The organism is Psychrobacter sp. P11G5 (assembly GCF_001593305.1).
GTDB lineage: Bacteria > Pseudomonadota > Gammaproteobacteria > Pseudomonadales > Moraxellaceae > Psychrobacter.
In genome coordinates this window covers 1,975,440-1,999,510 of record NZ_CP012533.1, presented here as the reverse complement: position 1 = coordinate 1,999,510, position 24,071 = coordinate 1,975,440, and the positions used below count along the sequence as shown (strand labels likewise).

The 24,071-nt window shown below is 42.4% G+C and carries 19 protein-coding genes; 12 read left to right on the top strand and 7 right to left on the bottom strand.

Annotated features, from left to right (window positions below):
- Positions 1 to 146 precede the first annotated feature (146 nt).
- The 4 genes from AK825_RS08095 (at position 147) to AK825_RS08080 (ending at position 4,904) form a co-directional block, all read left to right on the top strand.
- Positions 147 to 1,547: a 3-oxoacyl-ACP reductase gene (locus tag AK825_RS08095; protein WP_068036128.1), complete on the top strand. Its 1,401-nt coding sequence runs from the start codon at positions 147 to 149 to the stop codon at positions 1,545 to 1,547.
- A 328-nt stretch (positions 1,548 to 1,875) separates the two neighbouring features.
- Positions 1,876 to 2,790 carry a MaoC/PaaZ C-terminal domain-containing protein gene (locus AK825_RS08090; protein ID WP_068036126.1) on the top strand — a complete coding sequence of 305 codons (915 nt, stop codon included), beginning with the start codon at positions 1,876 to 1,878 and terminating at the stop codon, positions 2,788 to 2,790.
- 51 nt (positions 2,791 to 2,841) lie between these two features.
- Positions 2,842 to 3,357 carry a sulfur transferase domain-containing protein gene (locus AK825_RS08085; RefSeq protein ID WP_068036124.1) on the top strand — a complete coding sequence of 172 codons (516 nt, stop codon included), beginning with the start codon at positions 2,842 to 2,844 and terminating at the stop codon, positions 3,355 to 3,357.
- A 149-nt stretch (positions 3,358 to 3,506) separates the two neighbouring features.
- Positions 3,507 to 4,904: a serine hydrolase domain-containing protein gene (locus tag AK825_RS08080; protein ID WP_068036122.1), complete on the top strand. Its 1,398-nt coding sequence runs from the start codon at positions 3,507 to 3,509 to the stop codon at positions 4,902 to 4,904.
- 7 nt (positions 4,905 to 4,911) lie between these two features.
- On the opposite strand, the gene AK825_RS08075 is transcribed toward AK825_RS08080, so the two are convergent.
- The 3 genes from AK825_RS08075 to AK825_RS08065 form a co-directional block, all read right to left on the bottom strand.
- Positions 4,912 to 6,162 (bottom strand): cation:proton antiporter, encoded by a 1,251-nt coding sequence (locus AK825_RS08075; RefSeq protein ID WP_068036120.1) that lies wholly within the window; start codon positions 6,160 to 6,162, stop codon positions 4,912 to 4,914.
- A 261-nt stretch (positions 6,163 to 6,423) separates the two neighbouring features.
- On the bottom strand, positions 6,424 to 8,310 hold the full coding sequence (gene ilvD, locus AK825_RS08070; RefSeq protein ID WP_068036118.1) for a dihydroxy-acid dehydratase: 1,887 nt from the start codon (positions 8,308 to 8,310) through the stop codon (positions 6,424 to 6,426).
- A gap of 217 nt (positions 8,311 to 8,527) precedes the next feature.
- Positions 8,528 to 9,274 carry a hypothetical protein gene (locus AK825_RS08065; protein ID WP_068036116.1) on the bottom strand — a complete coding sequence of 249 codons (747 nt, stop codon included), beginning with the start codon at positions 9,272 to 9,274 and terminating at the stop codon, positions 8,528 to 8,530.
- Positions 9,275 to 9,518: 244 nt separating this feature from the next.
- Here AK825_RS08065 and AK825_RS08060 point away from each other — a divergent pair, with 244 nt between their 5' ends.
- The 3 genes from AK825_RS08060 to dusB all read left to right on the top strand — a co-directional run bounded on the left by AK825_RS08060 (position 9,519) and on the right by dusB (position 13,464).
- On the top strand, positions 9,519 to 9,962 hold the full coding sequence (locus tag AK825_RS08060) for an HIT domain-containing protein (protein WP_068036113.1): 444 nt from the start codon (positions 9,519 to 9,521) through the stop codon (positions 9,960 to 9,962).
- Positions 9,963 to 10,244: 282 nt separating this feature from the next.
- Positions 10,245 to 12,290, top strand: coding sequence for a BCCT family transporter (locus tag AK825_RS08055; RefSeq protein ID WP_068036112.1), 2,046 nt, complete (start codon positions 10,245 to 10,247; stop codon positions 12,288 to 12,290).
- Positions 12,291 to 12,426: 136 nt separating this feature from the next.
- Positions 12,427 to 13,464: a tRNA dihydrouridine synthase DusB gene (dusB, locus tag AK825_RS08050; RefSeq protein WP_082787211.1), complete on the top strand. Its 1,038-nt coding sequence runs from the start codon at positions 12,427 to 12,429 to the stop codon at positions 13,462 to 13,464.
- Positions 13,465 to 13,509: 45 nt separating this feature from the next.
- On the opposite strand, the gene AK825_RS08045 is transcribed toward dusB, so the two are convergent.
- From AK825_RS08045 to AK825_RS08030, 4 genes are all read right to left on the bottom strand, one after another.
- Positions 13,510 to 13,923, bottom strand: a complete 414-nt coding sequence (locus AK825_RS08045; RefSeq protein ID WP_068039214.1) for a DUF1622 domain-containing protein — start codon at positions 13,921 to 13,923, stop codon at positions 13,510 to 13,512.
- A gap of 136 nt (positions 13,924 to 14,059) precedes the next feature.
- Positions 14,060 to 14,527: a hypothetical protein gene (locus tag AK825_RS08040; RefSeq protein ID WP_068036110.1), complete on the bottom strand. Its 468-nt coding sequence runs from the start codon at positions 14,525 to 14,527 to the stop codon at positions 14,060 to 14,062.
- A gap of 360 nt (positions 14,528 to 14,887) precedes the next feature.
- Positions 14,888 to 15,418, bottom strand: coding sequence for an inorganic diphosphatase (locus AK825_RS08035; protein ID WP_068036108.1), 531 nt, complete (start codon positions 15,416 to 15,418; stop codon positions 14,888 to 14,890).
- 237 nt (positions 15,419 to 15,655) lie between these two features.
- Positions 15,656 to 16,546 (bottom strand): octanoyltransferase, encoded by an 891-nt coding sequence (locus tag AK825_RS08030; RefSeq protein WP_068039211.1) that lies wholly within the window; start codon positions 16,544 to 16,546, stop codon positions 15,656 to 15,658.
- Positions 16,547 to 16,871: 325 nt separating this feature from the next.
- Between AK825_RS08030 and AK825_RS08025 the strand changes: the two genes are divergently transcribed.
- The 5 genes from AK825_RS08025 (at position 16,872) to AK825_RS08005 (ending at position 23,980) form a co-directional block, all read left to right on the top strand.
- Positions 16,872 to 18,350, top strand: a complete 1,479-nt coding sequence (locus AK825_RS08025; RefSeq protein ID WP_068036106.1) for a coniferyl aldehyde dehydrogenase — start codon at positions 16,872 to 16,874, stop codon at positions 18,348 to 18,350.
- Between the two features lie 439 nt (positions 18,351 to 18,789).
- Positions 18,790 to 20,733: a glycine betaine ABC transporter substrate-binding protein gene (locus AK825_RS08020; protein WP_082787209.1), complete on the top strand. Its 1,944-nt coding sequence runs from the start codon at positions 18,790 to 18,792 to the stop codon at positions 20,731 to 20,733.
- A 106-nt stretch (positions 20,734 to 20,839) separates the two neighbouring features.
- Positions 20,840 to 21,790: an ATP-binding cassette domain-containing protein gene (locus AK825_RS08015; RefSeq protein WP_068036105.1), complete on the top strand. Its 951-nt coding sequence runs from the start codon at positions 20,840 to 20,842 to the stop codon at positions 21,788 to 21,790.
- 221 nt (positions 21,791 to 22,011) lie between these two features.
- On the top strand, positions 22,012 to 22,662 hold the full coding sequence (locus AK825_RS14980; protein WP_203226465.1) for a protein-L-isoaspartate(D-aspartate) O-methyltransferase: 651 nt from the start codon (positions 22,012 to 22,014) through the stop codon (positions 22,660 to 22,662).
- Between the two features lie 4 nt (positions 22,663 to 22,666).
- Positions 22,667 to 23,980 carry an erythromycin esterase family protein gene (locus AK825_RS08005; protein WP_068036100.1) on the top strand — a complete coding sequence of 438 codons (1,314 nt, stop codon included), beginning with the start codon at positions 22,667 to 22,669 and terminating at the stop codon, positions 23,978 to 23,980.
- Positions 23,981 to 24,071 lie beyond the last annotated feature (91 nt).

The window sequence follows — 24,071 nt, the reverse complement described above, 5'->3', positions numbered from 1 at the left end:
AATTATTCATTATTATGATAGCAGTGAGCCTTTATAATAAGTGTATTCATAATAGGTATGTTTATTTATACCAAGCGCATTCATTAAACACATTCTTTTTTCTATTCGTTATTGATTGTTTAAATTTTCAAATACAGGAGTATTTTATGTCAGACCGTTATGGTGATTTTGTTCAATCTTCTATTGGTAAAAAAGTCGCTAAAAATTTAGGTTTACCGCTACCAGTAAGTCTCGATCGTTTTGAGAGTGGTCAGCGCCTTGTACGAGGTAGTGTATTGGTAGGTTCAGCTACCGGCAATGATAACCGCGTTAGCGAATCTATTGCCCGTATTTTGTCTGAGCTGCATGCTGAAGTCTTTGTTAATAGCAGCGATAGTATTAAAGATACGCTTGCCGATGCCAATGTTGAAGCAAAAGCCAATACAGGTAGCGAAGATAAGTTTAAGGTATTGTTGTTTGATGCTAGCAATATCAGTAATGCAGATGAGCTAAAGCAAGTATACGAGTTCTTTCATTTTGTCGCACGCCGCGTAGAGAAGTCAGGTCGCGTCATTATCGTTGGTCGTCCACCTGAAGAGATTACTGATGTAGAGACAGCACTAGCTCAACGTGCACTTGAAGGCTTTGTGAAGTCTGTCGGCAAAGAGTTTAAACGTGGTATTACCGCGCAGCTAATCTATGTCGCTGAAGGCTCAGAAAGCAATCTTGATTCAACATTGCGCTTCTTTACCTCAGCACGTTCAGCTTATGTATCAGGACAAGTAGTACGTGTTGGCAAGGGTAGTGTAGTTGAAGTCGACTGGACGCAGCCTTTAGGCGGCAAAACCATGCTAGTCACTGGCGCAAGCCGTGGTATCGGCGAAGCGATTGCTCGCGTTCTGGCTCGTGAAGGCGCGCATGTTATCTGTTTAGATGTACCGCAACAACAAGCCGACTTACAAAAAGTTGCAAGCGAGATTAGCGGATCTACTTTAATGGTTGATATCACTAGCGATGAGGCAGGCGTACAGATCGCAGAAGCTGCTGAAAAGCGTGGTGGTCTGGATTCTATCATTCACAATGCTGGCGTGACTCGTGATAAAACGCTTGCCAAAATGGATGAGCAAAAATGGGATATGGTAATTAATATTAATCTTGCCAGTATTGCCAAGCTTAATCGTTACTTACTTGAAAATGATGTATTAAAAGATGATGCGCGCATCGTTTGTGTGTCTTCAATCTCGGGTATCGCAGGCAATCTTGGTCAGACCAACTATGCTACTTCTAAAGCTGGGGTAATTGGATTGGTCGATGCGACTGCTAAACAGCTAGTAGCCAATGACAAAGGTATGACGATCAATGCAGTGGCTCCTGGTTTTATCGAGACTCAAATGACTGAAGCCATTCCATTTGCGATTCGTGAAGCTGGTCGTCGCATGAACTCAATGAGTCAAGGTGGACTACCAGTCGATGTTGCTGAAACCATCGCATGGCTAGCGTCTCCTGCGTCTGCTGGTCTCAATGGCAACACGGTACGTGTCTGTGGTCAAAGCTTGCTCGGTGCATAATATTTTCGTACTGTATCAAAACAATGGTGACGTTAGTCAGATTATAAATCATTGATATCACTATTGATTTGTTGTAATTATAATAAGTGCTTACGAAAAATTTGCTGATTTATTGTAATAAAGCTGCCTATGGGTGGCTTTTTTATGATAAAACCACAAGACAAATAAAATAAGCAGAAAGATTTGTTGTTTAACCATTACTTATATATATGTTTATTTAGTAACTTTTTTGTCCTGTATTTTTGGGGCAAGATGCTGCAAAATAGGCGACTCAGTAGCCAATGGATGTGCTAAGAAAATTTGCTTAAGCCCCAATCAGGATAGATTTATGTCAGATAAACACTATGATGCGTTGCCAAAAGCGCATACCACTTACGCCAATATTATCAAAAGCCTATTACCTATCGGTGATAATGCGAAAGTCGGCAAAGATGAGTTGCCACAAGCGACTTACTATGTGGACGATCTGCACATTGATCAGGGTAACTTAAAAGATTACCGTAAGATTTGCGGTTTCGCTGATGATGGTAAAATTCCGATTACTTACTTTTCGGTGCTATCACAAGCGCTACAGATGAATATGATGGTCAAAGAGCCATTTCCTTTTGCGATGTTGGGGCTAGTGCATGTAGATAATAGTGTCACGCAGTATCGTCCTATTGGCGAACGTGAGACAGTTGCTATGTCCGTGGCGTTCGATAACTTGCGCGATCATGCCCAAGGTCAACAGTTCGACTTTGTCACTACTGTTAAATCGCAAGAAAATGTTATTTGGGAAGGGATTTCAACCTATTTGGCTCGTGGTAAAAAGCCTGATAGTAACGCCAGTAGTAAAAGCAAACCACGTCCGTTGACTGTCAAGCCTATGATTGATGAAGAAGGCACACATGCTATCTTTGAAGTGCCAGAAGATATTGGCCGTCGTTATGCCTTTATATCTGGGGATTTTAATCTTATCCATTTACATCCATTATCCGCACGTGCTTTTGGTTTTCCTAAAGCAATCGCTCATGGTATGTGGTCTAAGGCTAAGTGTTTAGCAATGATGGGTGAATTACCTGATGCGTATACTGCTGAGGTATCATTCAAGCTCCCTATATTTTTGCCATCTGAGGTCGAGTTGATTGCTGAATCGGTAGCAAAACTTGAAAGCAGTGATAACACCTGTAATTTTGGGTTATATAGTGCCAAAAATGATAAGCCGCATCTTGCTGGTGTTGTTAAATTAATCGCAGAAGATTAATCAGTATAAGCTTAACTTTAATCCTAATATCTAACTAACATATATACGACTATGACTCTAAATTCAAATGCCCAACCCCTTACTGATGCAGATGATAATCAAGCTTCGATAGCTGACAATGGTATTAATCTCGCTACAATACTTGAGCCTTATTTTCGCCCTGATGAACAGACGATCGTTTGCGGAGCACTTGATGAAGCCAAAGTGAAAGCTCTAGCAGATGCAGGGGTTGAGCTAATCATTAATTTGCAGCCTGATGACGAGTTGAGCTTTGATGAATCAGCAGCGGTTGAGCGGGCAGGTATGTTTTATGAGCAGCTGCCTATCAGCGGTGTTGCAGATTTAAAGCAGCTTAAGATATTGGCATTTGACAATATTTTGCGTCAGCATCATGGTAAAAAAATAGCCATGCACTGTGGTTCTGGTAACAGAGCAGGAGCAGCGATTGCTCTGCGTGCAGGTTGGCTACGTGGGCGTAAGATGGATACTGCTATGGAACGTGGTCGCAGTCATGGGTTGACGAAGCTGGAAGACGAAGTTTATAAGCGTCTGTTAGTACCGCGTTAGAATATGACTGAGTAACGAAAAGGCGACCAATAGGTGGCCTTTTTTATTAGCAAATAATATATTTGTATTTATGATATGAATCATCAGCATTCAATGCTAAAAAGTTTTATAACCTTTAGGGATTCTAAAAAGAACGGAGCAGGACAACCATGATCGTCAATAATAAAAAAAACAATCAGAATCTTGATAAACATATCAATAGTGAGTTTCAACAGCGCCTACAACAATTATTGACAGATTTACAATTAGATGATGCGCCAGCAGGTGGCTCATTAGTCGTCTATCAAGCTGGCAGGTGTATTGTGCAAGCAAATGTTGGTATGGCGCAGGCTAACATACCATGGCAGCCGGAAACTTTATCTTTGAATTTTTCAACAGGTAAGGGAGTATTGGCAACACTGATTCATGTGTTGGTTTCGCAGCAGCTGCTGGATTATAATAAGCCGATTGCTAGTTATTGGCCTGAATTTTCCTCTAATGGTAAAGCAAATATCACGCTACGCACGCTAATGTCCCATCAAGCCAATTTGTTTTCGATTACCAGTATTGATGCTGATAGCGAGGTTTTGCTTGATTGGGATACCATGCTAGATAAGATTGCTGCGATGCCCACAACCTTACCTGAAGACTCATCATTGTATAGCAGTGCTTACAGTGCTTTAGTTTATGGCTGGGTGTTAGGAGGCGTAATAGAGTCGGTCACTGACATGTCTCTAGCTGGGGCGCTGCGCTATTATTTAACTGAGCCCTTAGATATTGCAGACAGTTGCTATTTTGGCGTTCCAGGCGACAAAGTAGATAGAGTTGCCCGATTAGTAAAGAATTTCGACATATCACAGCAAGGTCATACGGAAGAACAACCTCAACTTCGTTCTCGTCGGAACAAGCCAGTATTGAAAGCTGATTCTGAAAATACATTGCGTATTTATGCAAGTCTACCAAACTATCGTTGCTGGGAGCAGCATGCTGCAACACCTCATGCAGTTGTAGAGAGTAATAATGACAAAAATATAGATGAATTACCTATATTAGATACGGCACAGATTAATCGCTTGTATCTCAATACCAGCCAGCTAAATTTAAAAAATTATAAGTCAGCACTCATACCTGCCAACAAACAACCTATTGATTACTATAATCGACAGACACTGCAAGCAGTCATTCCAGCGGCTAACGGTGTGGCTTCAGCAAATGCATTAGCGACTATCTATGCCATGCTAGCCAATGGCGGTACATGGCAAGGACAGACCTTAATCGACGCGGCAACATTCGAACAGCTATCTACTCCGCAAGTCATGGGAATGGATGCGGTAATGCCAGCGCATATGAATTGGCGCTTGGGATATCATCGATTATTTAGCGTTTGCGCTGATACTGAATCGGGTTTTGGGCACATGGGCTATAACGGTTCGGTCGCATGGTGTGATCCTACACGACAACTGTCTTTTGCCTTTGTACATAATTTTGATGTGACTATGTTAAATGATATCCGTCAGTTTGCGCTAACAGAAGCTATATTAAATCTAGTTGATAAAAATATAGCTTAAATATATTTTACGCATGTGGTTTAGTTGATGTCATCTGTAATAATTTTGGAGCACTTAACCCATGCATAAAAATAGACGCTAAGATAACGATAGAGCATACAACCCAAAGTTTTAGAGCGTCTTCTTCACCAAAAAACCCCTGATTAAGCGCATACGATAAATAATACAGGGTACCAATACCCCGAATACCGAGAGCGGATATCGCATATTTTTCTGTTCGGGGTAGGTTTAATCCTGATAACGCAATAATGCCGCCAATCGGACGTATCAATAGCAAAAAGGTAAAGCTAACTATATAGACTCGCCATGTCAACTCAACACCTGACTGCAAACCTTGACCAATTAGCATGCCAAAAGCTACCAGTACTAAAGACATTAACAGACCTTCTGACTGTTCAGCAAAATCATGTAATTTTTCATGATAGCTATGCTTATGCTCTGAGCGACGAAACGCAAATGCAGCGACAAATACAGCAATAAAGCCATAACTGTGCACATACTCAGCTAAGCCATAAGCCAGTAATGTCAATGCAATGACCACATAGCCTTGAGAGATAGTAGTCTCACGAGTATGCTTTGAAAACACCAGTTTCGCCAAGACTTTTCCAACGACAATACCGACTACTAGACCGGCACCAATCTTCCATAACACGTCATGTGTAAACCATGACCACAGCATCTCGCTGGTAAAGCGTTTATCTTCGCTAAACGCCTCTGCTATTTTAATTGCCAAATAAACGAATGGAAAAGCCAGTCCATCGTTCAAACCTGCTTCTGACGTTAAGGTAAAGCGCGGCGTATCTTCACCGCCCGTGTTCGGCGGGCCTACCTGAATGCTTGACGCTAATACGGGATCGGTAGGCGCAAGTACTGCTCCCAACAAAATCGCTGCACCCATGCTTAGACCAAACGCATAATAGCCCAAAAAAGCCATTGCAAAAATACCAATAGGCATAGTAATCAGCAGTAAACGTATAGTAGGGCGCCACAAGCGCCATGATAATGGTGTATCAATCTTGATACCAGCGCCAACGAGCGATACGAGCACTACAATCTCAGTGATTTTCTCAATAACGACGCCATTCTCCATAGGATCCAGAAATGACAATGAGAGCCATAAATAACCGACTATGATGCCAAAGCTTACTTGAAGCATAGGTAGAGATATGGGTAGGCGCTTAAACATAATTGGGAACAATGCCCCAAATAAAAAAGCGATACCGCAGACCAATAAGAATAAATTATAATTTTCAATCATTAGGTTTGTGTATGCCCCTAGAACCATCTAAAACATTATTTCGTTTTTCAATGGAAGGTTAATGATAGTTATCGGTGAAAGTAGAAAGTTATAAGATTTCCAACACGGCTAATAAGGCGGCTGAAAAAATCTATCATGACTGGAAAATAGAATTAGTTCCGCAAAAAATCGTTATCAAAACGATAGCTGCGTTGTTTTTTGGTGAAAAAAAAGCCTGCATAGCGCAGGCTTGATTTAAAAAATTAAATTGTTTGTCTGCAATTAACGCTCGACTTGACTCACATCACGTACCGCGCCAGTATCAGCGCTGGTAGTCATGGCAGCATAAGCACGTAGGGCAGGAGAGACATGACGTTCACGACTTACTGGCTTCCAAGCATCGCGACCGCGAGCTTCCATGGCTTCGCGGCGAGTGGCCAAATCTGCATCGCTGACCTGCATATTGATGGTACGGTTCGGGATGTCGATATGAATAGTATCGCCTTCTTCAACCAGACCAATCGCACCGCCTTCAGCCGCTTCAGGGCTGGCATGACCAATTGATAAACCTGATGTGCCACCAGAGAAACGACCATCTGTCAGTAGGGCGCATTCTTTGCCCAGACCTTTAGACTTAAGGTAAGTCGTTGGATACAGCATCTCTTGCATGCCGGGGCCGCCTTTTGGTCCTTCATAGCGGATGATAACGACGTCACCTGCTACGATGTTGTCAGCCAATACGGCGGCGACGGCATCATCTTGCGATTCAAATAAGCGAGCGCGCCCGGTAAAGGTTAAGATGCTCTCATCGACGCCTGCGGTTTTGACCACGCAGCCACGCTCAGCGATATTGCCATACAACACTGCAAGGCCACCATCTTCTGAATAGGCATGCTTAGCACTACGAATACAGCCTGACTCACGGTTAACGTCTAGATTTGACCATTCTTTTGACTGAGAGAACGCTTCGGTTGTACGTACGCCACCAGGGGCAGCGATATATCGTGCACGCGCTTCAGAATTATCAGGATTCATAATATCCCACTTATCGATAGCTTCTTTCATCGTCGCACTATGAATGGTCGGCACGTCAGTCTTCAGTAATCCTGCACGATCAAGCTCGGCCAATAATGCAAAGACACCGCCGGCACGATGCACATCTTCCATATGGTATTTTTGTGAGGCAGGCGCAACTTTTGCAAGGCAAGGCACACCGCGACTTAGGCGATCGATATCTGACATTTTAAAATCGACTTCTGCTTCGTTAGCTGCTGCCAATAAATGCAAAATAGTATTGGTCGAGCCACCCATCGCGATATCTAATGTCATCGCATTTTCAAAAGCCGCCTTGCTGGCGATTGAGCGCGGTAATACCGAATCATCATCTTGCTCATAACGACGTTTGGCAAGCGAGACAATGGTACGCCCAGCTTCTAAAAACAGCTCGCGACGCAGCGAATGAGTCGCCAACAGCGAGCCATTACCCGGTAAGGCCAATCCTAAGGCTTCGGTCAAGCAGTTCATCGAGTTGGCAGTAAACATACCAGAGCACGAACCGCAAGTAGGGCAGGCTGAGGCTTCAATAGCAGCGACATCTTCATCGCTAATGCTGTCATCAGCGGCGTCCATCATCGCATCAACAAGGTCAAGTTTACGAACCGCACTGCCGTTACTGTCTTCATTATTGTGACTCTTACCGACCGTACTGGCTAGAATTTTGCCCGCTTCCATCGGCCCACCTGAAATAAACACTACTGGAATATTTAGACGCATTGCAGCCATTAACATACCAGGAGTGATTTTATCGCAGTTGGAAATACAAACTAACGCATCAGCGCAATGAGCATTGACCATGTATTCGACAGAGTCGGCAATCAAGTCGCGACTTGGCAGTGAATACAACATACCGCTATGACCCATCGCAATACCATCATCGACCGCAATAGTATTAAACTCTTTTGCGACACCGCCAGCTTTTTCAATCTCGCGTGCGACCAGTTGTCCAAGGTCTTTTAAATGCACGTGACCGGGTACAAACTGGGTGAATGAGTTGGCAATGGCAATAATAGGCTTGCCAAAGTCGCCATCAGTCATGCCAGTTGCACGCCATAGTGCGCGTGCACCTGCCATATTACGACCACCGGTAGAGGTTTTTGAGCGATAATCCATTTGATATTCCTTACAAATAGGCGAGGTTTATTGAAAAATTTAGCCTCAGCTTTGATGTTGATAGTATGCTTTTTTAAAGTCTGCTTTTTATAGCCTCTGAGTACTAGTGAATAATACTAGGCCGTTACCATACCATTAGATATGAGTAACTAAAAACAATTCGTCGATAATGATACTTCGATTGTAATATCATAATAAGGAGCCTGAAGGTAAGGTGCTACCCAACCCGTTCTAAAATTGCCGTTTCAAACCAAGGTAATTCTGTTTTGTCGGCTTCTAATTTGGTAATAATTGCTAAAGCGTGAGGGGCTAATAGCTGTTGATAATCAGTACTAGCATCAATAGTGAGTAGCGGCTCATCGCTTGTACTCTGCTCATCAATACTGACTAGGGTTTGCTTAGCATTTTTATAAAGAACATCTACACGGCCAAAAAATTGCCAATCTTTAAAAGCAGCTGTCATAGCATCATCCGCGTCCTTGGTGTATACCTGCTGCGTCGCTTTGCCTGTATTCGTCCAATGTAGGCGTACGGCTAATTGCAGGGCTTCACTAAAGACAACCAGCGAGCCGATTACCTTGACGTGCCAAGGGCTTGCTAATAAACCATCTGCAATCCCAATAAGCTTGGCAGCAGCATCGGCAGTCATAGGCGTATTAAATTGTGCAAGCAGAGCAGGTGTCAACGGATGGGTCTGTTTGACATTATCATCTAAACTATCGTAATGATACAAGAACTGCATTGGAACATCTTGTGTAACCGTTTTTTCACTGATTTTGCAGTTGTGAATTTGCCAACTGATAGTCGTATCGGTTAGTGCTTCAGCTAGGATAATGGTGTTTGGGGCGATAGTTTTTGGACTGGCGCTATTTTCCAGTGATTCTACATGATCTGACACTGCAGATAATGGTGTATCAGAATCAGAATTAGATGATGACTGAGTAGGTAAGGTAGTCAAATTCATAAACCTAACATTAACAAAGTGAGGACTTAATATAGCATTGAATAGGGCTTGCACGCCAATAAAATAGAGTGTTTAGATTGCTAATATTGTTAGAAGATAGCTATCAAGTAGCGACTTGCCTGCACGTTAACAGTTTTAGATGTGTCTTGTACTCAGACTATATTTCGTCCACTATATATGGCAGGTAATATGTAACCAGATACGATGATGCATTAACCATTAATAAATATTTAAGGAAAAAATAATGACACAAGCTAATCAGAAAACCAAATACGATGAAAACAATATTTTTGCCAAAATGCTAAACGGTGATATTCCATATCACAAGGTTTATGAAGATGATAAAACCCTCGCCTTTATGGATATTATGCCGCAAGCAGAGGGTCATGTACTGGTAATACCTAAGCAAAAAGCCGTTGATTTAGTGGATCTTGAACCAGAATATGCCGTAGCTGTTTTGATGACGTCTAAAAAGGTCATGCAAGCGCAACGTCAGGTATTTGAGCGTGAAGGTATTATTCAAATGCAATTGAATGGATCGCAAGCTGGGCAGACGGTATTTCATTACCATGTACATCTGATTCCATCAAGCATCCATGAGCTAGGTCGCCATGCAGTTAAGCAGGCAGATAGTGAAAAACTTGCTGAAACTGCCAAACAACTTGCAGCGATAATTTCCGATTCATAAAATAAAAACACTGTTTTTTAATCTGGTAAAGCCAGTTTGATCGTTATATATTAAGATTTTCTCAATAAGTATAACTAGGCAGCTAGCAAGCTGCCTTTTTTATTGCTTGGTAATAGTCATGTAACAATCGTTAAAGTAGTGTTACAAGTCAGTGCTACATCTGGGGTTCAGACAAAGAGTATGGTACAAACTATATTTTGTTGGGCGCATCGGTTCTACATTGCTTCTACGAATGACCTTTTTATTCAATAACGCTGCATTAATTTGAGGACATTATTTTTTATGAGTAAATTACCTCGCTCTACCATTTTGCTGCCAGTATTTTTACCAGCAGCTGCCATCATGCTGTTGCTGGTGATTGGCACAGCGATTAATCCAGTAGCTGCTGGCGAGTTATTTAGTACAGTACTGGCTTTTACCACCGATACTTTCGGTTGGTTTTATATGTTAGCAGTCGCTATATTCTTAGTGTTTATTGTTGCCTTAGCATTTTCATCTTATGGCAGTATTAAGCTGGGTCCTGACCATGCAGAGGCTGAGTATAAGTTTCTTGAATGGTTTGCCATGTTGTTTTCGGCAGGCTACGGTATTGCCTTGCTATTCTATGGTGTCGCCGAACCTGTGCTACATTTTGCAACGCCGCCATTGTCAGAGCCTCAAACCATAGCTGCGGCCAAAGAAGCCATGCAAATTGCTTATTTTCACTGGGGTTTTCATATTTGGGCTATTTATGGCGTGGTAGGTTTATCACTGGCGTATTTTTCCTTTCGTCATGGCTTGCCATTGTCAGTGCGCTCAACCTTATATCCATTAATTGGTGACAAGATCTATGGCCCTATTGGGCATACTGTTGATGTGTTTGCAATTGTGGGTACCATGTTCGGTATCGCCACCAGTCTAGGTCTATCGGTGGCGCAAATTAATGCTGGGCTAAATTATTTGCTACCAAATATGGTTCCAGTTAATACGACTGTGCAGGTTATTATCATTGCCTTAGTGACAGCTGCTGCCTTGGTATCTGTGTTAGCAGGTATGGATAAAGGCGTAAAGCGGTTGTCTATCTTAAACATGTTGCTAGCAACGGCACTGATGCTATTTGTATTTATCGTTGGCCCTACTGTTTTTCTTCTAAATGCTTTTATGGAAAATACAGGCAGCTATTTGGGTAATATCGTTGAGCGTACCTTTAGCTTGCAAGCTTATCAATCGAGTGATTGGATTGGTAGCTGGACACTATTTATCTTTGCATGGACGATTGCATGGGCGCCTTTTGTCGGTTTATTTATTGCTAAGATTAGTCGTGGTCGCACCATTCGTGAGTTTGTATTAGGCGTAATGTTGGTGCCAACGCTATTTACTTTCTTTTGGTTCTCGGTATTTGGCGATACCGCGCTACATATGATTATGGTTGATGGTTACGACGCCTTGATTAGTGAAGTGCAGAATAACCAAGCGATAGCGTTATTTAAATTGTTAGAGAATTTGCCATTCACCCAGATAGTGTCATCATTGACAGTAATATTAATTATTACCTTTTTTGTGACTTCATCGGATTCAGGGTCATTGGTTATTGACTCGCTTGCTGCGGGTGGGCGTAGTGATACGCCATGGTGGCAGCGCTCGTTTTGGGTGATAACTGAAGGGGCAGTCGCCGCAGCTCTACTCATCGCTGGTGGTCTAAGCGCTTTGCAAACAGCCGCTATCGTCAGCGCCTTACCCTTTGCAGTCATTATATTGATTTCGACATTTGGTATGTGGCGTGCGCTACGTATTGAAGGACATCGCAATCAGAGTCTAGCCAATGACAATCATCTTCCGCCACATCTACTCAAACTCGACGCATGGCGTGACCGTATTGATTATATAACCAATCAGCCAACGCGTGATAAAGTGCTTGGTTATATAAAAGGCACGGTTCTATCGTCAATGCGTGAAGTTGCAGAGAAGTTTGCCGAAACAGGTTGGTTACCTGATGTTAACTATGATGAGGTTAATGATCGTGCTGTATTGGAGTTAAGACGTGGTGATAACGTTGAATTCTGGTACGAAGTTCGTTTGTCAGAGCATGAGATTCCTGACTATTATACTGAGGATATGGCCAATGAATTACCGCAAGAGCACCATCATCGTGCTGAGGTATATCTGCGCCGTGGCGGTCAAACCTATGATTTATATGGTTATCAATCAGAATCGGTGATCAATGATATTATTGATCAGTTTGAAAAATACCTACACTTCTTAAATGTCTCGCCAGATAGTTTACCGTGGCGCATGCAAGAGCATGATGAAGATATCACTTTAGAGCAGGGTAGTGTGTTTGATAAGTAGTGCGTTTGATAAATAGTTGGTTTAATTATTAAAACTGAGTATTTATTGTTGCAAGTTATTCATCTGAATGGCTTGCAATAAAGTCAAGAACCCTTAGAATAACGGCTTGTTTTCACCATGAATCAAGCCGTTTTTTATGCCTATAAATAATCCAGTTTCTTCTGAGTCGTCAGCACAAATCGCCAATGATCATCCGTTGTTACAACCGTTAACTATCGGTGGTCTGACGATTGAAAATCGCCTGATGGTGGCGCCGATGGCAGGTGTGACAGACAATCCCTTTCGCAGATTATGCAAATCATTTGGTGCCGGTCACGCAGTCAGCGAGATGATAATCGCTGATACGGCGCTTTATGCTCGCAAAAAATCTCTCTATCGTGCCAATTTTGATAACGAAATCGCGCCAATTTCTGCCCAAATAGCTGGGGCTGAGCCGGATAAGCTTGCTGAGGCGGCACGTTATCAGATTGATAATGGTGCGCAGATTATCGATATCAATATGGGCTGTCCCGCCAAAAAAGTCTGTCGCAAGCTAGCGGGTTCTGCATTGTTGCAAGACGAAGATTTGGTCGCGCGTTTGTTAGATGCTGCGGTAAATAGCGTAAATGCACCTGTGACATTAAAAACGCGCTTGGGTTTTGAAAATGGACGCGAGAATATTTTGCGCGTGGCGAAGCGAGCAGAGCAAGCAGGCATTGCTGCCATTGCTATTCATGGGCGCACTCGTGAGGATATGTATACAGGTGAAGCGCGTTATGAGCTAATACGTGAGGTCAAAGAAAGCATCAGTATTCCTGTTATCGCCAATGGTGATATTGATAGCGCACAAAAGGCTCAGCGTGTTTACGAGTTAACAGGCTGCGATGCGGTGATGATTGGCCGTGCTGCTCAAGGACAACCATGGATATTTCGAGATATCGAGCATTTTTTGCGTACTGGTGAGAGTCTATCTGCGCCAAGTGTTAGCGAAATCAAAGAGATTGTACTGGCACATCTGCAAGAGCTATATGGCTTTTACGGTGAATACTCTGGTTGCCGTATCGCCCGCAAACATATTGCTTGGTACACTACGGGCATTCCTAATTCTAATGCTTTTCGCCAAGCGATGTATGGTGAGGAGAGCACCGCTGGACAGTTTCGCGTGGTCGAGGCTTTTTTGCAAGCGCACGAATGACTTAAATAAATGTCATTATCTACAATGCGTCTTTTGAGTTTGAGGTCAAGGGTCTAAATCTGGATTTGAGTTATCAAAGGTTTCATTGTGAAGTTTTTGATTCACACGCTGTGACCCCTGTGGTGATTTTTCTTTTTGCCAAGGAAAGCGTCCTTCTAGCTCGACTTGTAGTGACAAGCTCAAAAAAGTTCGAATAAGTACGATAAAGCCTAATACTAGAACGCTGCGTAACGTAGGTTCTGTAACGACAGTTGCCATAATGTCGGCAGCGATGAGTACTTCTAAACCTAGCAAAATAGACTTGCCAACGGTCTGCCTAATCTCGACGTAGGTATCATGATTGAAACCGCCAGTTAAACGAATGCCTCGATAAAAAGCAAAAAATAGTCCAAAGAACATAATAAGTACACCAATGACTTCGACTATCTTGGCAATCACATCAATGTAATGGGCTAACATTTCTATCAAAATATTCATCCTCATCATTAAGCGGGGTTAATTGGTTTGAATTAGGGTTAATTGGTTTGAATATAAGTAATACTCTACAATCCAGATATTCGCTTAACTTAAATTGTTATGTTAATAGTTTGAAGTGTTAGCCAAATACGCGCCATAGTATCCAAAACAATCCTGCCATAATGGCCGCAATGACTATCAGCCGCTTAGCCCAATAAGGGAGGAGCGGTTTTTTATAGCCTATATCATTTAATTTACTATCAACGCCTTTTTGTAAGCTTTTAAATCCTTGTTCAGATTTCGTTGTTTTGACGCGATGCTTGATTAATGATTCAGGCATGGTTTCTACTTCTGGCTCTCTATCAAAGCTGAGAGCTTCGTTTGGAATGCCTTGTTTATTGGCAATAGTGGTAAGGTTTTGCTGTTGTTTGTTCTTAAGCTCGGTCTCATAAGCATCGATACGCAACTTTGCTTCGTCCATACTGATATTCTCATCTTCCGCTAAAGACTTAATCGCCATGACTAAATTGCCTTTTTCGACCATCATAATGATAGCTTTTGGCAGCTTTGCACTGATAGGTTTTAAGTTTGGGTCGGAGTTAAACATGGTAGTCCTTGCTATTTAATGACGTTAAAGCGCTGGTAAAGAATGATGACCATTATAGCAATGTTATCTCTATAAAATTATTGTTGGATGGTACAGTTGATACTAGATTAAATGGATACACTAGCTTATGACGCGAGACTGGGAAAAATTTTTCTTGCGTGCTGTGTCTACGCTGACAAAGGCTGCGCAAAATTTGTCCCAGTCTCACTGAATCTCTTTTATATTGACCTGACTATAAGGTAAAACCTTTATAACTTGATAGTTTTTCAATACGACCTAAATTTACACAAAAAAATACCGCCGTCATAACGATGATTGCGGTATTTTAAATAATGCTTACTTATCACCTAAAGCGATAATTTACATATCTTTCCAGCGTTGGATAGACTCTTTAATCACTTCTTTCGCTTCTGCGACATCACCCCATGATTCAACCACAGTAGTACCTGGTTTTTTAAGGTCTTTATAGTGACTAAAATGGAACTCTAACTGTTTGATGATTTGCTCAGGTAGGTCTGCTAAGCTGTTATAGGCATTACCATTGTTGCGATCATCAGCTGGTACAACGACGATTTTGTCATCAACTTCACCATCATCAACGAACTTCATCACACCGATAACTTTGGCTTTTAAGAAAATACCAGTCGTTAAAGGCTGCTCAGTAAGAATTAGCGCATCAAGCTCATCACCATCTTCATCAAGCGTTTGTGGGATAAAACCATAGTTGCAAGGTTTGGCGAAAATCTGTGGGTCAATACGGTCAAGCTCAAATACGGCTAACTCGCGATTCCATTCGATTTTGTGACTGCTACCAGTTGGGATTTCGATTACGACATTAATAATGCCGCCATCAACGTCGCCTGCGTCTAAGATTTTATTGAAGTCTGCCATAGAATGCTCCTATTTGCTTTTGTTATAAATGCTTGGTTAGCGGAAAATAATTAAAGGGTCATATATTGGCGTAGTATGTTTATCGCTATGCCTAATCTGTGCCGCCTGCGAGTATAACAAGTTTGGCTTAAATTTTCTCATTAAGCTTAAGTCCAAGAAGGCACGATATTATGCAAAATAAGACTCAATAACGCAAATTGACACGAGACGATTAACTCAAGACGTTAAGTCCAGCTGCTATTTATAGGAGGCGATTGGACGTAATTCAATCAGGCCTGCATGACGTTTGGCAATGTTATCGATGAGCTTTTGGGTAATTTGCTCATAACTTAATGCTTCGTTTGTTTGCTTATTCTGTTTCTCACTCATCGCCACAAAGTCAGCCAATCGCAACATCTGCATGCCAGCATAACCGCAAGGGTTAATCGCATTAAATGCTGATAAATCACAATTTAGATTTAACGCAATGCCATGATAGCTAAAGCCATGCTTAATCTTAAAACCTAGTGAAGCGATTTTACCTAACATAATGGCGTCTTCTGCTGGCGAGACAGACTGGTTGTCACCATTTCTATCAATATCAACGTCAGCATCGCCATTTTGCGTATGAGACATGTTGGCATATAAATAGACACCTGGCGCATCGCGACGCGAATGAGCGCTGATATTGCCATTAATATTGTCATTATTAATGTCAGATGATGCCAGACTTTTTAAACAGTCGTTGACTACATCTTCTATCGCTTGCTCGGCATGTGACACGAGATTGCGGACGCTCCAGCCGAGACTATGTAGGTCAAATAGCCAGTAGACGACCAGTTGTCCATGTCCATGCCACGTCACCTGTCCACCGCGATCGGTCTTAATGATGGGTGTGTCTGTATGCTGCAAAATATGTTCTTCTTTACCTGCCTGCCCAAGGGTATAGACATCGTTATGATCAATTACCCATAACTCGTCAGGCGTACGCAAGCTTTGTTCTTTCTTTAAGGCGATACGTTCCAGTGTGCGCTCTAGCATCGCGTCATGAGTAGGATTGTAGTCAGCAGATGACAACGATTTTCTGACGAGCATATCGCTTATTTGTTGTGAGGTTTGTTGCGACGTTTCTGATGATGTTATTTGCATCGTTTCTGGTATGGGTTTTTGCATAACGGTCAGCATCTTATTGTTGTATGAGCAATTTGCTTTAGGTAAGATAGATAATGATACTAAATAGGTAATAATATTAAATAATTAATGATAATAACGAGTTTAGCAGTTTTTGCTATTATCACCCAACCTTAAATAGGCGAATGCTTCCTTCTTAGATAGTACAGATGCTGCTTCAAAAAATAATTTATGCAAACCTACCAGTATGTGAATCGACCTTTTCATTCATTGATCAATGCGCTACATTAAATAGCAACTGGCTAGGGTGCTTTCACTTTAGCGTGTACGACAAGGACGACACATGACAGATCATGACCAAACTATAAACGACCAAGCTATAAATACTCAAATGACAAGCAGCTCTGATACCTCGCTGAGCACTATTACTACTATAGAACAATTACAGGCGAAATTTTCACACCTGCAAACCCTAAGTCGCACCCATCCTATTACTGATTGGGCAACTCGTGAGGCTCAGTTAGACAATCTAGAAGCTCTACTTAGCGATAATCAAAAAAACTTGGCCAAGGCTATCAGTGCAGATTTTGGCTATCGTAGCGAGTCAGAAACTCAGTTTGCGGAGCTATTCCCTAGCTTTACTGGTATCAGTCATGCCAAAAAACATGGCAAGGCATGGATGAAAACCCGCCGCGTTTCTATTTCAGCATTATATATGCCCGCGCACAATGAGATTCAGCCGCAGCCATTAGGAGTGGTTGGCATTATGGTGCCATGGAATTATCCGCTATTTTTGGCAATAGGACCGATGATTGATGCGCTCACCGCTGGTAATCGGGTAATGGTTAAGATGAGTGAGGCCGCGCCCAAATTTGCCGAAGCTTTTGCTAAAGCAGTCGCGCATTATTTTTCACCAGATATGGTCTGTGTGGTACTGGGAGAAGTCGATATTGCCGAGGCTTTTAGTAAGTTACCTTTTGATCATCTACTCTATACTGGCTCTACTGCAGTGGGCAAAAAAGTCATGGCGGCTGCGGCACCGAATTTAACGCCAGTGACTCTTGAGCTTGGTGGTAAATCACCGGTCATCGTGCTTGATGATGTGAATCTTGAAAATGCGGTTAATCGGGTAATGATGGGTAAAACCCTTAATGCGGGTCAGACTTGTATCGCGCCTGATTATGTATTGATTCAACGTCAACATCACGAACGCTTTATTAGCCTAGCAAAAGAGTGGATGCAAAAACACTATCCCAATATCGACAATAACCAAGACTATAGCCACATTATCAATGATGAGCAGTTTAAGCGTGTAGCAGGTTATCTGCAAAAGTTGCCAGCTGATAGTGTGCAGCCGCTTACTGATGTTGAGGCAAGCTCTGAGACGCGCTTAATGCCACCAGTTGTCGTTGCTGATCCTGAGGCGGATAGTGAAGTAATGCAAAATGAGATTTTCGCACCGATTTTGCCACTGATGCATTATGAGACGCTTGATGATGCGATTCATTTTATCAATGCGCGTCCACGTCCATTGGCGCTATATGTGTTTGGTAACAATGATCGCGATATCGACAAGGTGCGTACGCATACGGTGTCGGGCGGAGTCTGTATTAATGAGGTCATCTTGCATGTGACCCAGCATGATTTGCCGTTTGGCGGAGTAGGACATTCAGGTGTCGGCGCGTATCATGGCAAAGCAGGGTTTGAGCGCTTAAGTCATATGAAGCCTGTCTTCGTACAATCTAAAATTAATGGTATGAACTTGCTGTTACCGCCTTATGGCGAGCTGTTTAGAAAGGGTATGGCTCTGCTGTTAAAGTAACCAATATTTGAGTTTTGCCATTCAAAGTATCATAGCGTCTATTAACATAGGCGCTATTTTTTTGTTTGAAATACAGTCAGTATTCAAGAAAAAGCTATAGCCATTAGAACGTGCTATTGGTATAAATTTACCTTGCTTGCTGTGCGCTATGCCAGACAGAGACTGCGCAAAATTCATTTAAGCAGCACTGTATTTGTTTTATCGTGGATTGCTGTATCGATTTTGCGATGTTATTCATCTTAGTAGTATTTGAGACTCCATATGCACAACGGTCTAAGGATTAGCGTTAGTGATTGATAAATAAGCATTTGTCATCAATACTATAAATCGCTACACTTCGTAATATTACTAGACGGTAGTTGTGGTAAATTTATATTTCTGATTAGAAACAAACTTCAATAATAATGACCAGCTAAAATAACGACAAATAGGACATAACATGCGCCAATGGATTGCGTTAAGTTTACTGTGTATGAGCGCGTTGTTATTGCCGGTGTCGGCGTCAGCAGCTTGCGAATCACCAATCAAATTTGGCGCACTGACATGGGAGAGCGGTCAATTCATCTCTGGAGTGCTCAAGTACATCGCTGAAGATGGCTATGATTGTACGATCGAAGAGGTGCCGGGTGCTGGTCCTGCGCTTGAAACTGCATTGTCTCAAAACGACATCCAAGTAATTGGGGAGCAATGGGTTGGACGCTCACCAATCATGGAACAAGCCATTGAACAAAATAAAGTGGCGGTCATTGGCGATACGCTCAAGGGCGGCGCAACTCAAGGTTGGTATGTTCCTAAATATGTACTAGAAGAAAACCCAGGTCTACGCAGTTATCAAGATTTGCCTAAGTATGCTGAGCTATTTAAAGACCCCGAAGAACCCGGTAAGTCACGCTTTATGAATTGTCCGTCTGGTTGGACGTGTGAGATTTTTAACACTCGTTTGCTTAAGAATACTGGTTTGGATAGTGTTTTTAACAACGCCCATCCTGGAACGGGTGCTGCTCTCGATGCCGAGATTGCCTCCGCTTTTGAACAGCATAAACCGCTATTATTCTACTACTGGCAGCCTACGGGCTTGATGGCAAAGTATGACTTTGCATCATTAGAATTCCCTGCCCATAATGACGTCTGTTGGCAAGATTTGCTACGAGCTGATGGCACAGCCGACTGTGTCTCTGGATTCCCTGTATCACCTTTGGGTATCGCCGTATCTACACCATTTATTGAGTCTAATCCTGAGCTGGCCGATGTCTTCAAAAACATACAGTTCACCTCTGATGAGCTCAATGGTGCTATTTTGGAGATGAGCGAAAGCAAACGTAGTGGGGATGAGCAAGCATTAGCGTTTTTGCGTGATAACCCCAACGTTTGGCAACAGTGGTTGTCTGAGGAAGCGGCCACAAGTCTTGCTGCTAAGTTAGGTATTAGCCTAACAGGTACTGCTGTTGCTAATACTGGTATTGTTAATAAAAGTGCAGCCGGTGATAATCGATTTGGCTTATCATCAAGCTTCCCTTCATGGTCACTTGAGACTCCGCTTAATAACACATTAGCAAACGTTGTCCAAAATTACGGTGATGTGTTTCGTACCATTAGCAGGATGGCATTAACCTATTTACTGTTACCCATTGAGCGTCTATTAACCATTATGCCACCTTGGCTGATTATTGCGCTTGTGACGGTATTGGCATGGTTTGGTGTGCGCAAGATATGGTTTGCGCTAGCATGCGGAGCAGGGTTATTTCTCATTGGCGCGTTTGGACTATGGGGCGCGTTGATTGATACCTTTGCGCTGCTCATCGTATCGGTGTTAGTTACGGTAGTGGTTGGTATTCCAATTGGCATTGCGATGTCAGGCAGTAAAATTCTGCGAAAAGTTGTAACTCCGGTACTAGATGTTATGCAGACCATGCCAAGCTTTGTTTATCTCATTCCGGTGCTTATGCTGTTTGGTATTGGTAAAGTGCCAGCGCTATTCGCTACGGTCATTTATGCACTGCCGCCACTGATTCGTCTGACGACTTTGGGTATCACTCAAGTCAACCATGAAATGGTCGAGGCGGGACGCTCGTTCGGTAGTACGCATCTGCAGCTACTCATCTGGATTAAGTTACCGCAAGCACTGCCTAGTATCATGGCAGGGATTAATCAAGCAGTAATGATGTCGCTTGCTATGGTAGTACTTGCCTCCATGATTGGTGCACCTGGTCTTGGTGAAGATGTATTGCAATCTATCCAAACGCTCAATATCGGTCAGGGTTTACAAGCAGGTACTGCTATCGTCATTGTCGCTATTATTATTGACCGTATCACGCAAGCATTTGGTCAGGGCAAGCGTGCGCGTCAAAAAACCATTGACGCAGGTAAACGCCCGATTGGTTAGTCGTTTGCTTAATGTTAAGAGTGAGCATGACCAGTTAAAAGTGAGCGTAACAAACAGCGAAAACCACAATAACGAAAATAAAAAAATATAAACAGCGAGAACAATGATGAATCATATCCAATTAGAAAACATCAGTAAGATTTATAATGCCAATAGCTCGCAAGCACAGTCGGCGTTGGCATTATTGGCTGAGGGTATGGACAGCATTAAGGTAAAAGAGCAAACTGGCTATTCGGTTGGGCTATATGATATTAATCTAAATATTAAAGCGGGTGAACTACATTGTATTATGGGGTTGTCAGGCTCTGGAAAATCAACATTGATACGTCATATTAACCGCTTAATCGATCCAACCAGCGGCAAAATATGGGTGGATACCTCTATCAATGCAAAAAGTCCTACTAATACAAAAAATCCTGCCAATATGAAAAAACCTAACACTGACATTCAGTCAACTACAACGACTACCGATATCAATAAAGATCCAGTGGGAAACGAAAAGTCACCTTCTGCGATTAATGTTTTGGAGCTTGATGACAAAGAGTTGCAGCACTATCGCCAGCAAACGGTCAGCATGGTGTTTCAGCATTTTGGCCTAGTGCCACATATGACCGTCATGCAAAACGTCGCTTATGGTCTGCGTGTGCGTAAGATGAGTGTGAGCGAACGCCATGAAGTTGCAAGACATTGGCTTAACGAAGTTGGATTGCCAAACTTAGAGCACAGCTATCCTGATGAGCTGTCAGGTGGCATGCAGCAGCGTGTCGGGCTGGCACGCGCGCTAGCAACGGACAATCCAATCTTGCTGATGGATGAGGCGTTCTCCGCGCTTGATCCGCTCATTCGTGCCCAGCTGCAAGATCAATTGCTTGAGCTACAAGAACGGCTGAATAAGACTATTGTCTTTATCACCCATGATATCGATGAAGCGGTAAAAGTCGGTCAGCGTATCAGTATCTTGAATGGTGGGCGTTTAGTGCAAACGGGTACACCTAATGAGTTACGCCATAATCCGGCTGATGATTATGTGGCGCAATTTATGAGTGCTAAAGCCTAGAGTGAGTTAAATATTTATAACCGTTAAAAATTTTGAATCACAAGAAGCTCTTTTATGTAATCTTTGGTACAACTGACAATCTTTGGTACGACTTAAAGGCTTTGGGACGACGTACAGCCAGCGAATAATTTTTTCTCAGTTACACATTGTTATACCTTTTTTATTTAGGAGTGTCTGTATGTGATACTGAATCTTCTAAAATGAAAATTAAGGAGACCATAATGAGTAATTTTAAAAAATTAAGACAGCGAATGGTAAATGACCAACTCGTGGCACGCGGTCTTCATGATCAAACGGTACTTAATGCGCTAAACGCTGTACCGCGTGAAGCGTTTACGCCTACAAATCTCATCGAATCTGCTTACAGAGATTCACCTTTACCTATTGAGGAAAATCAGACCATTTCACAGCCTTATATTGTTGCATTGATGACTGCGGCACTTGAGTTGAAGTCAGATGACCGCGTACTTGAAGTCGGTACAGGGTCGGGATATGCCGCAGCCGTGCTTGGGGAGATCTGTAAGACTGTCTATACGATTGAGCGCCACAAAGCTTTGGCAGATACTGCTCAGGTAAAACTTAAAGAAACGGGCTATATCAATGTTCAGGTCAAGCATGGCGATGGTACCCTTGGATGGCCTGAAAAATCACCTTTTGATGCCATCATAGTGGCAGCAGGAGGGCCTGAAGTACCGCAAACACTTAAAGAACAATTAGTCATTGGCGGACGCATGGTCATTCCCGTTGGTAAGTCCTTGAAGTCACAAAAACTTGTACGTATTCGGCGTATCAGTAAAGATGAATATAAGACAGAAGATTTGGGAGGCGTTCGTTTTGTACCTCTGATTGGTGCAGCAGGTTGGGGAGAGTAAAGTAATGAAAAATTATAGGACTTTGCCTGAATTAATTGATCAATCAAGTGAACATTTTGCAAATATTGATGACGTCAATCTAGATAATCTCATGGAGCGTATTGGAGACAGCCGTGTTGTGTTGCTTGGCGAGGCATCACATGGAACGGCTGAATTTTATGAAATGCGGGCACGTATAACTAAAGAACTCATAGAAAAGAAAGGTTTTACTATTATCACTGCTGAAGCTGACTGGCCAGATGCCGCGCATATCCATCGTTATATTCATGGCAGAGAACAGGATGCTTTGCTTCAAAATAAGCCTTTTTCCAGATTTCCTACTTGGATGTGGGCCAATCAATCCATGCTTGAATTTACCCATTGGCTTCATGCATACAATGATAAAACAGAATCTTCAGAAGAAAAAGTAGGATTTTATGGTCTGGATTTATACAGCTTATACAGTTCTATTGAAGCGGTATTGGACTATTTACAGCAAGTAGATCCTAAGACTGCAAAAATTGCCCGCGAGCGTTATGGCTGTCTGATGCCTTGGGCAGATGACCCTGCTTTGTACAGTCAGGCTATTGCAAACAAGCAACATGAGGGCTGTGAGATAGAAGTGCTCAGAAATCTACAGGGTTTACTCAAGAAATATTTAGAATATTCTATAGCCAATAGAGAACAATTTTTTGACGCTGAACAAAATGCCAAGCTGATAGTCAATGCCGAACGTTATTACCGTACTCTATATTATGCTGAGAGCAACTCATGGAACCAGCGTGATCAACATATGTTTGAAACACTACAGGCGGTGCTTGAGTTTAGAGGCTCCAAATCAAAGGCTGTCGTTTGGGCGCATAATTCGCATATTGGTGATGCTCGGGCAACTCAAATGAGCGCACGTGGAGAATTAAATATAGGTCAATTGGCACGTCAAAAATATGGTGACAAAGCTTACAATATAGGTTTTGGCACCGATTACGGTACTGTTGCCGCTGCTTCTGAATGGGGAGGGCCAATGGAGATAAAACAAGTACAGCCCTCACATATTGACAGTTATGAACGTGTTTTTCATGAGGTATCTACTGATAATTTTCTTTTACCATTGCGTTATCCACTTAATGAAGACATCCGTAAAGAATTACTCCCAGAGCGATTAGAACGAGCGATAGGCGTCATTTATAGACCTGAAACTGAGCGACAGAGTCATTATTTTTATGCCTCTTTGCCCTCTCAGTTTGATGAGTATATCTGGTTTGATAAAACGCGTGCGGTTGAAGCTTTGACGAAAGAGATAGGGGAAGGAATATTCGATACCTTCCCGTTTGGTTTATAAATATTAATGTATTAGACCTCTTGCATAAATTAGTGCTAAGCCTTGAAGCTTCGTTCATAAAGCTCAATGAAGTGCTACTTTTGCAAGAGGT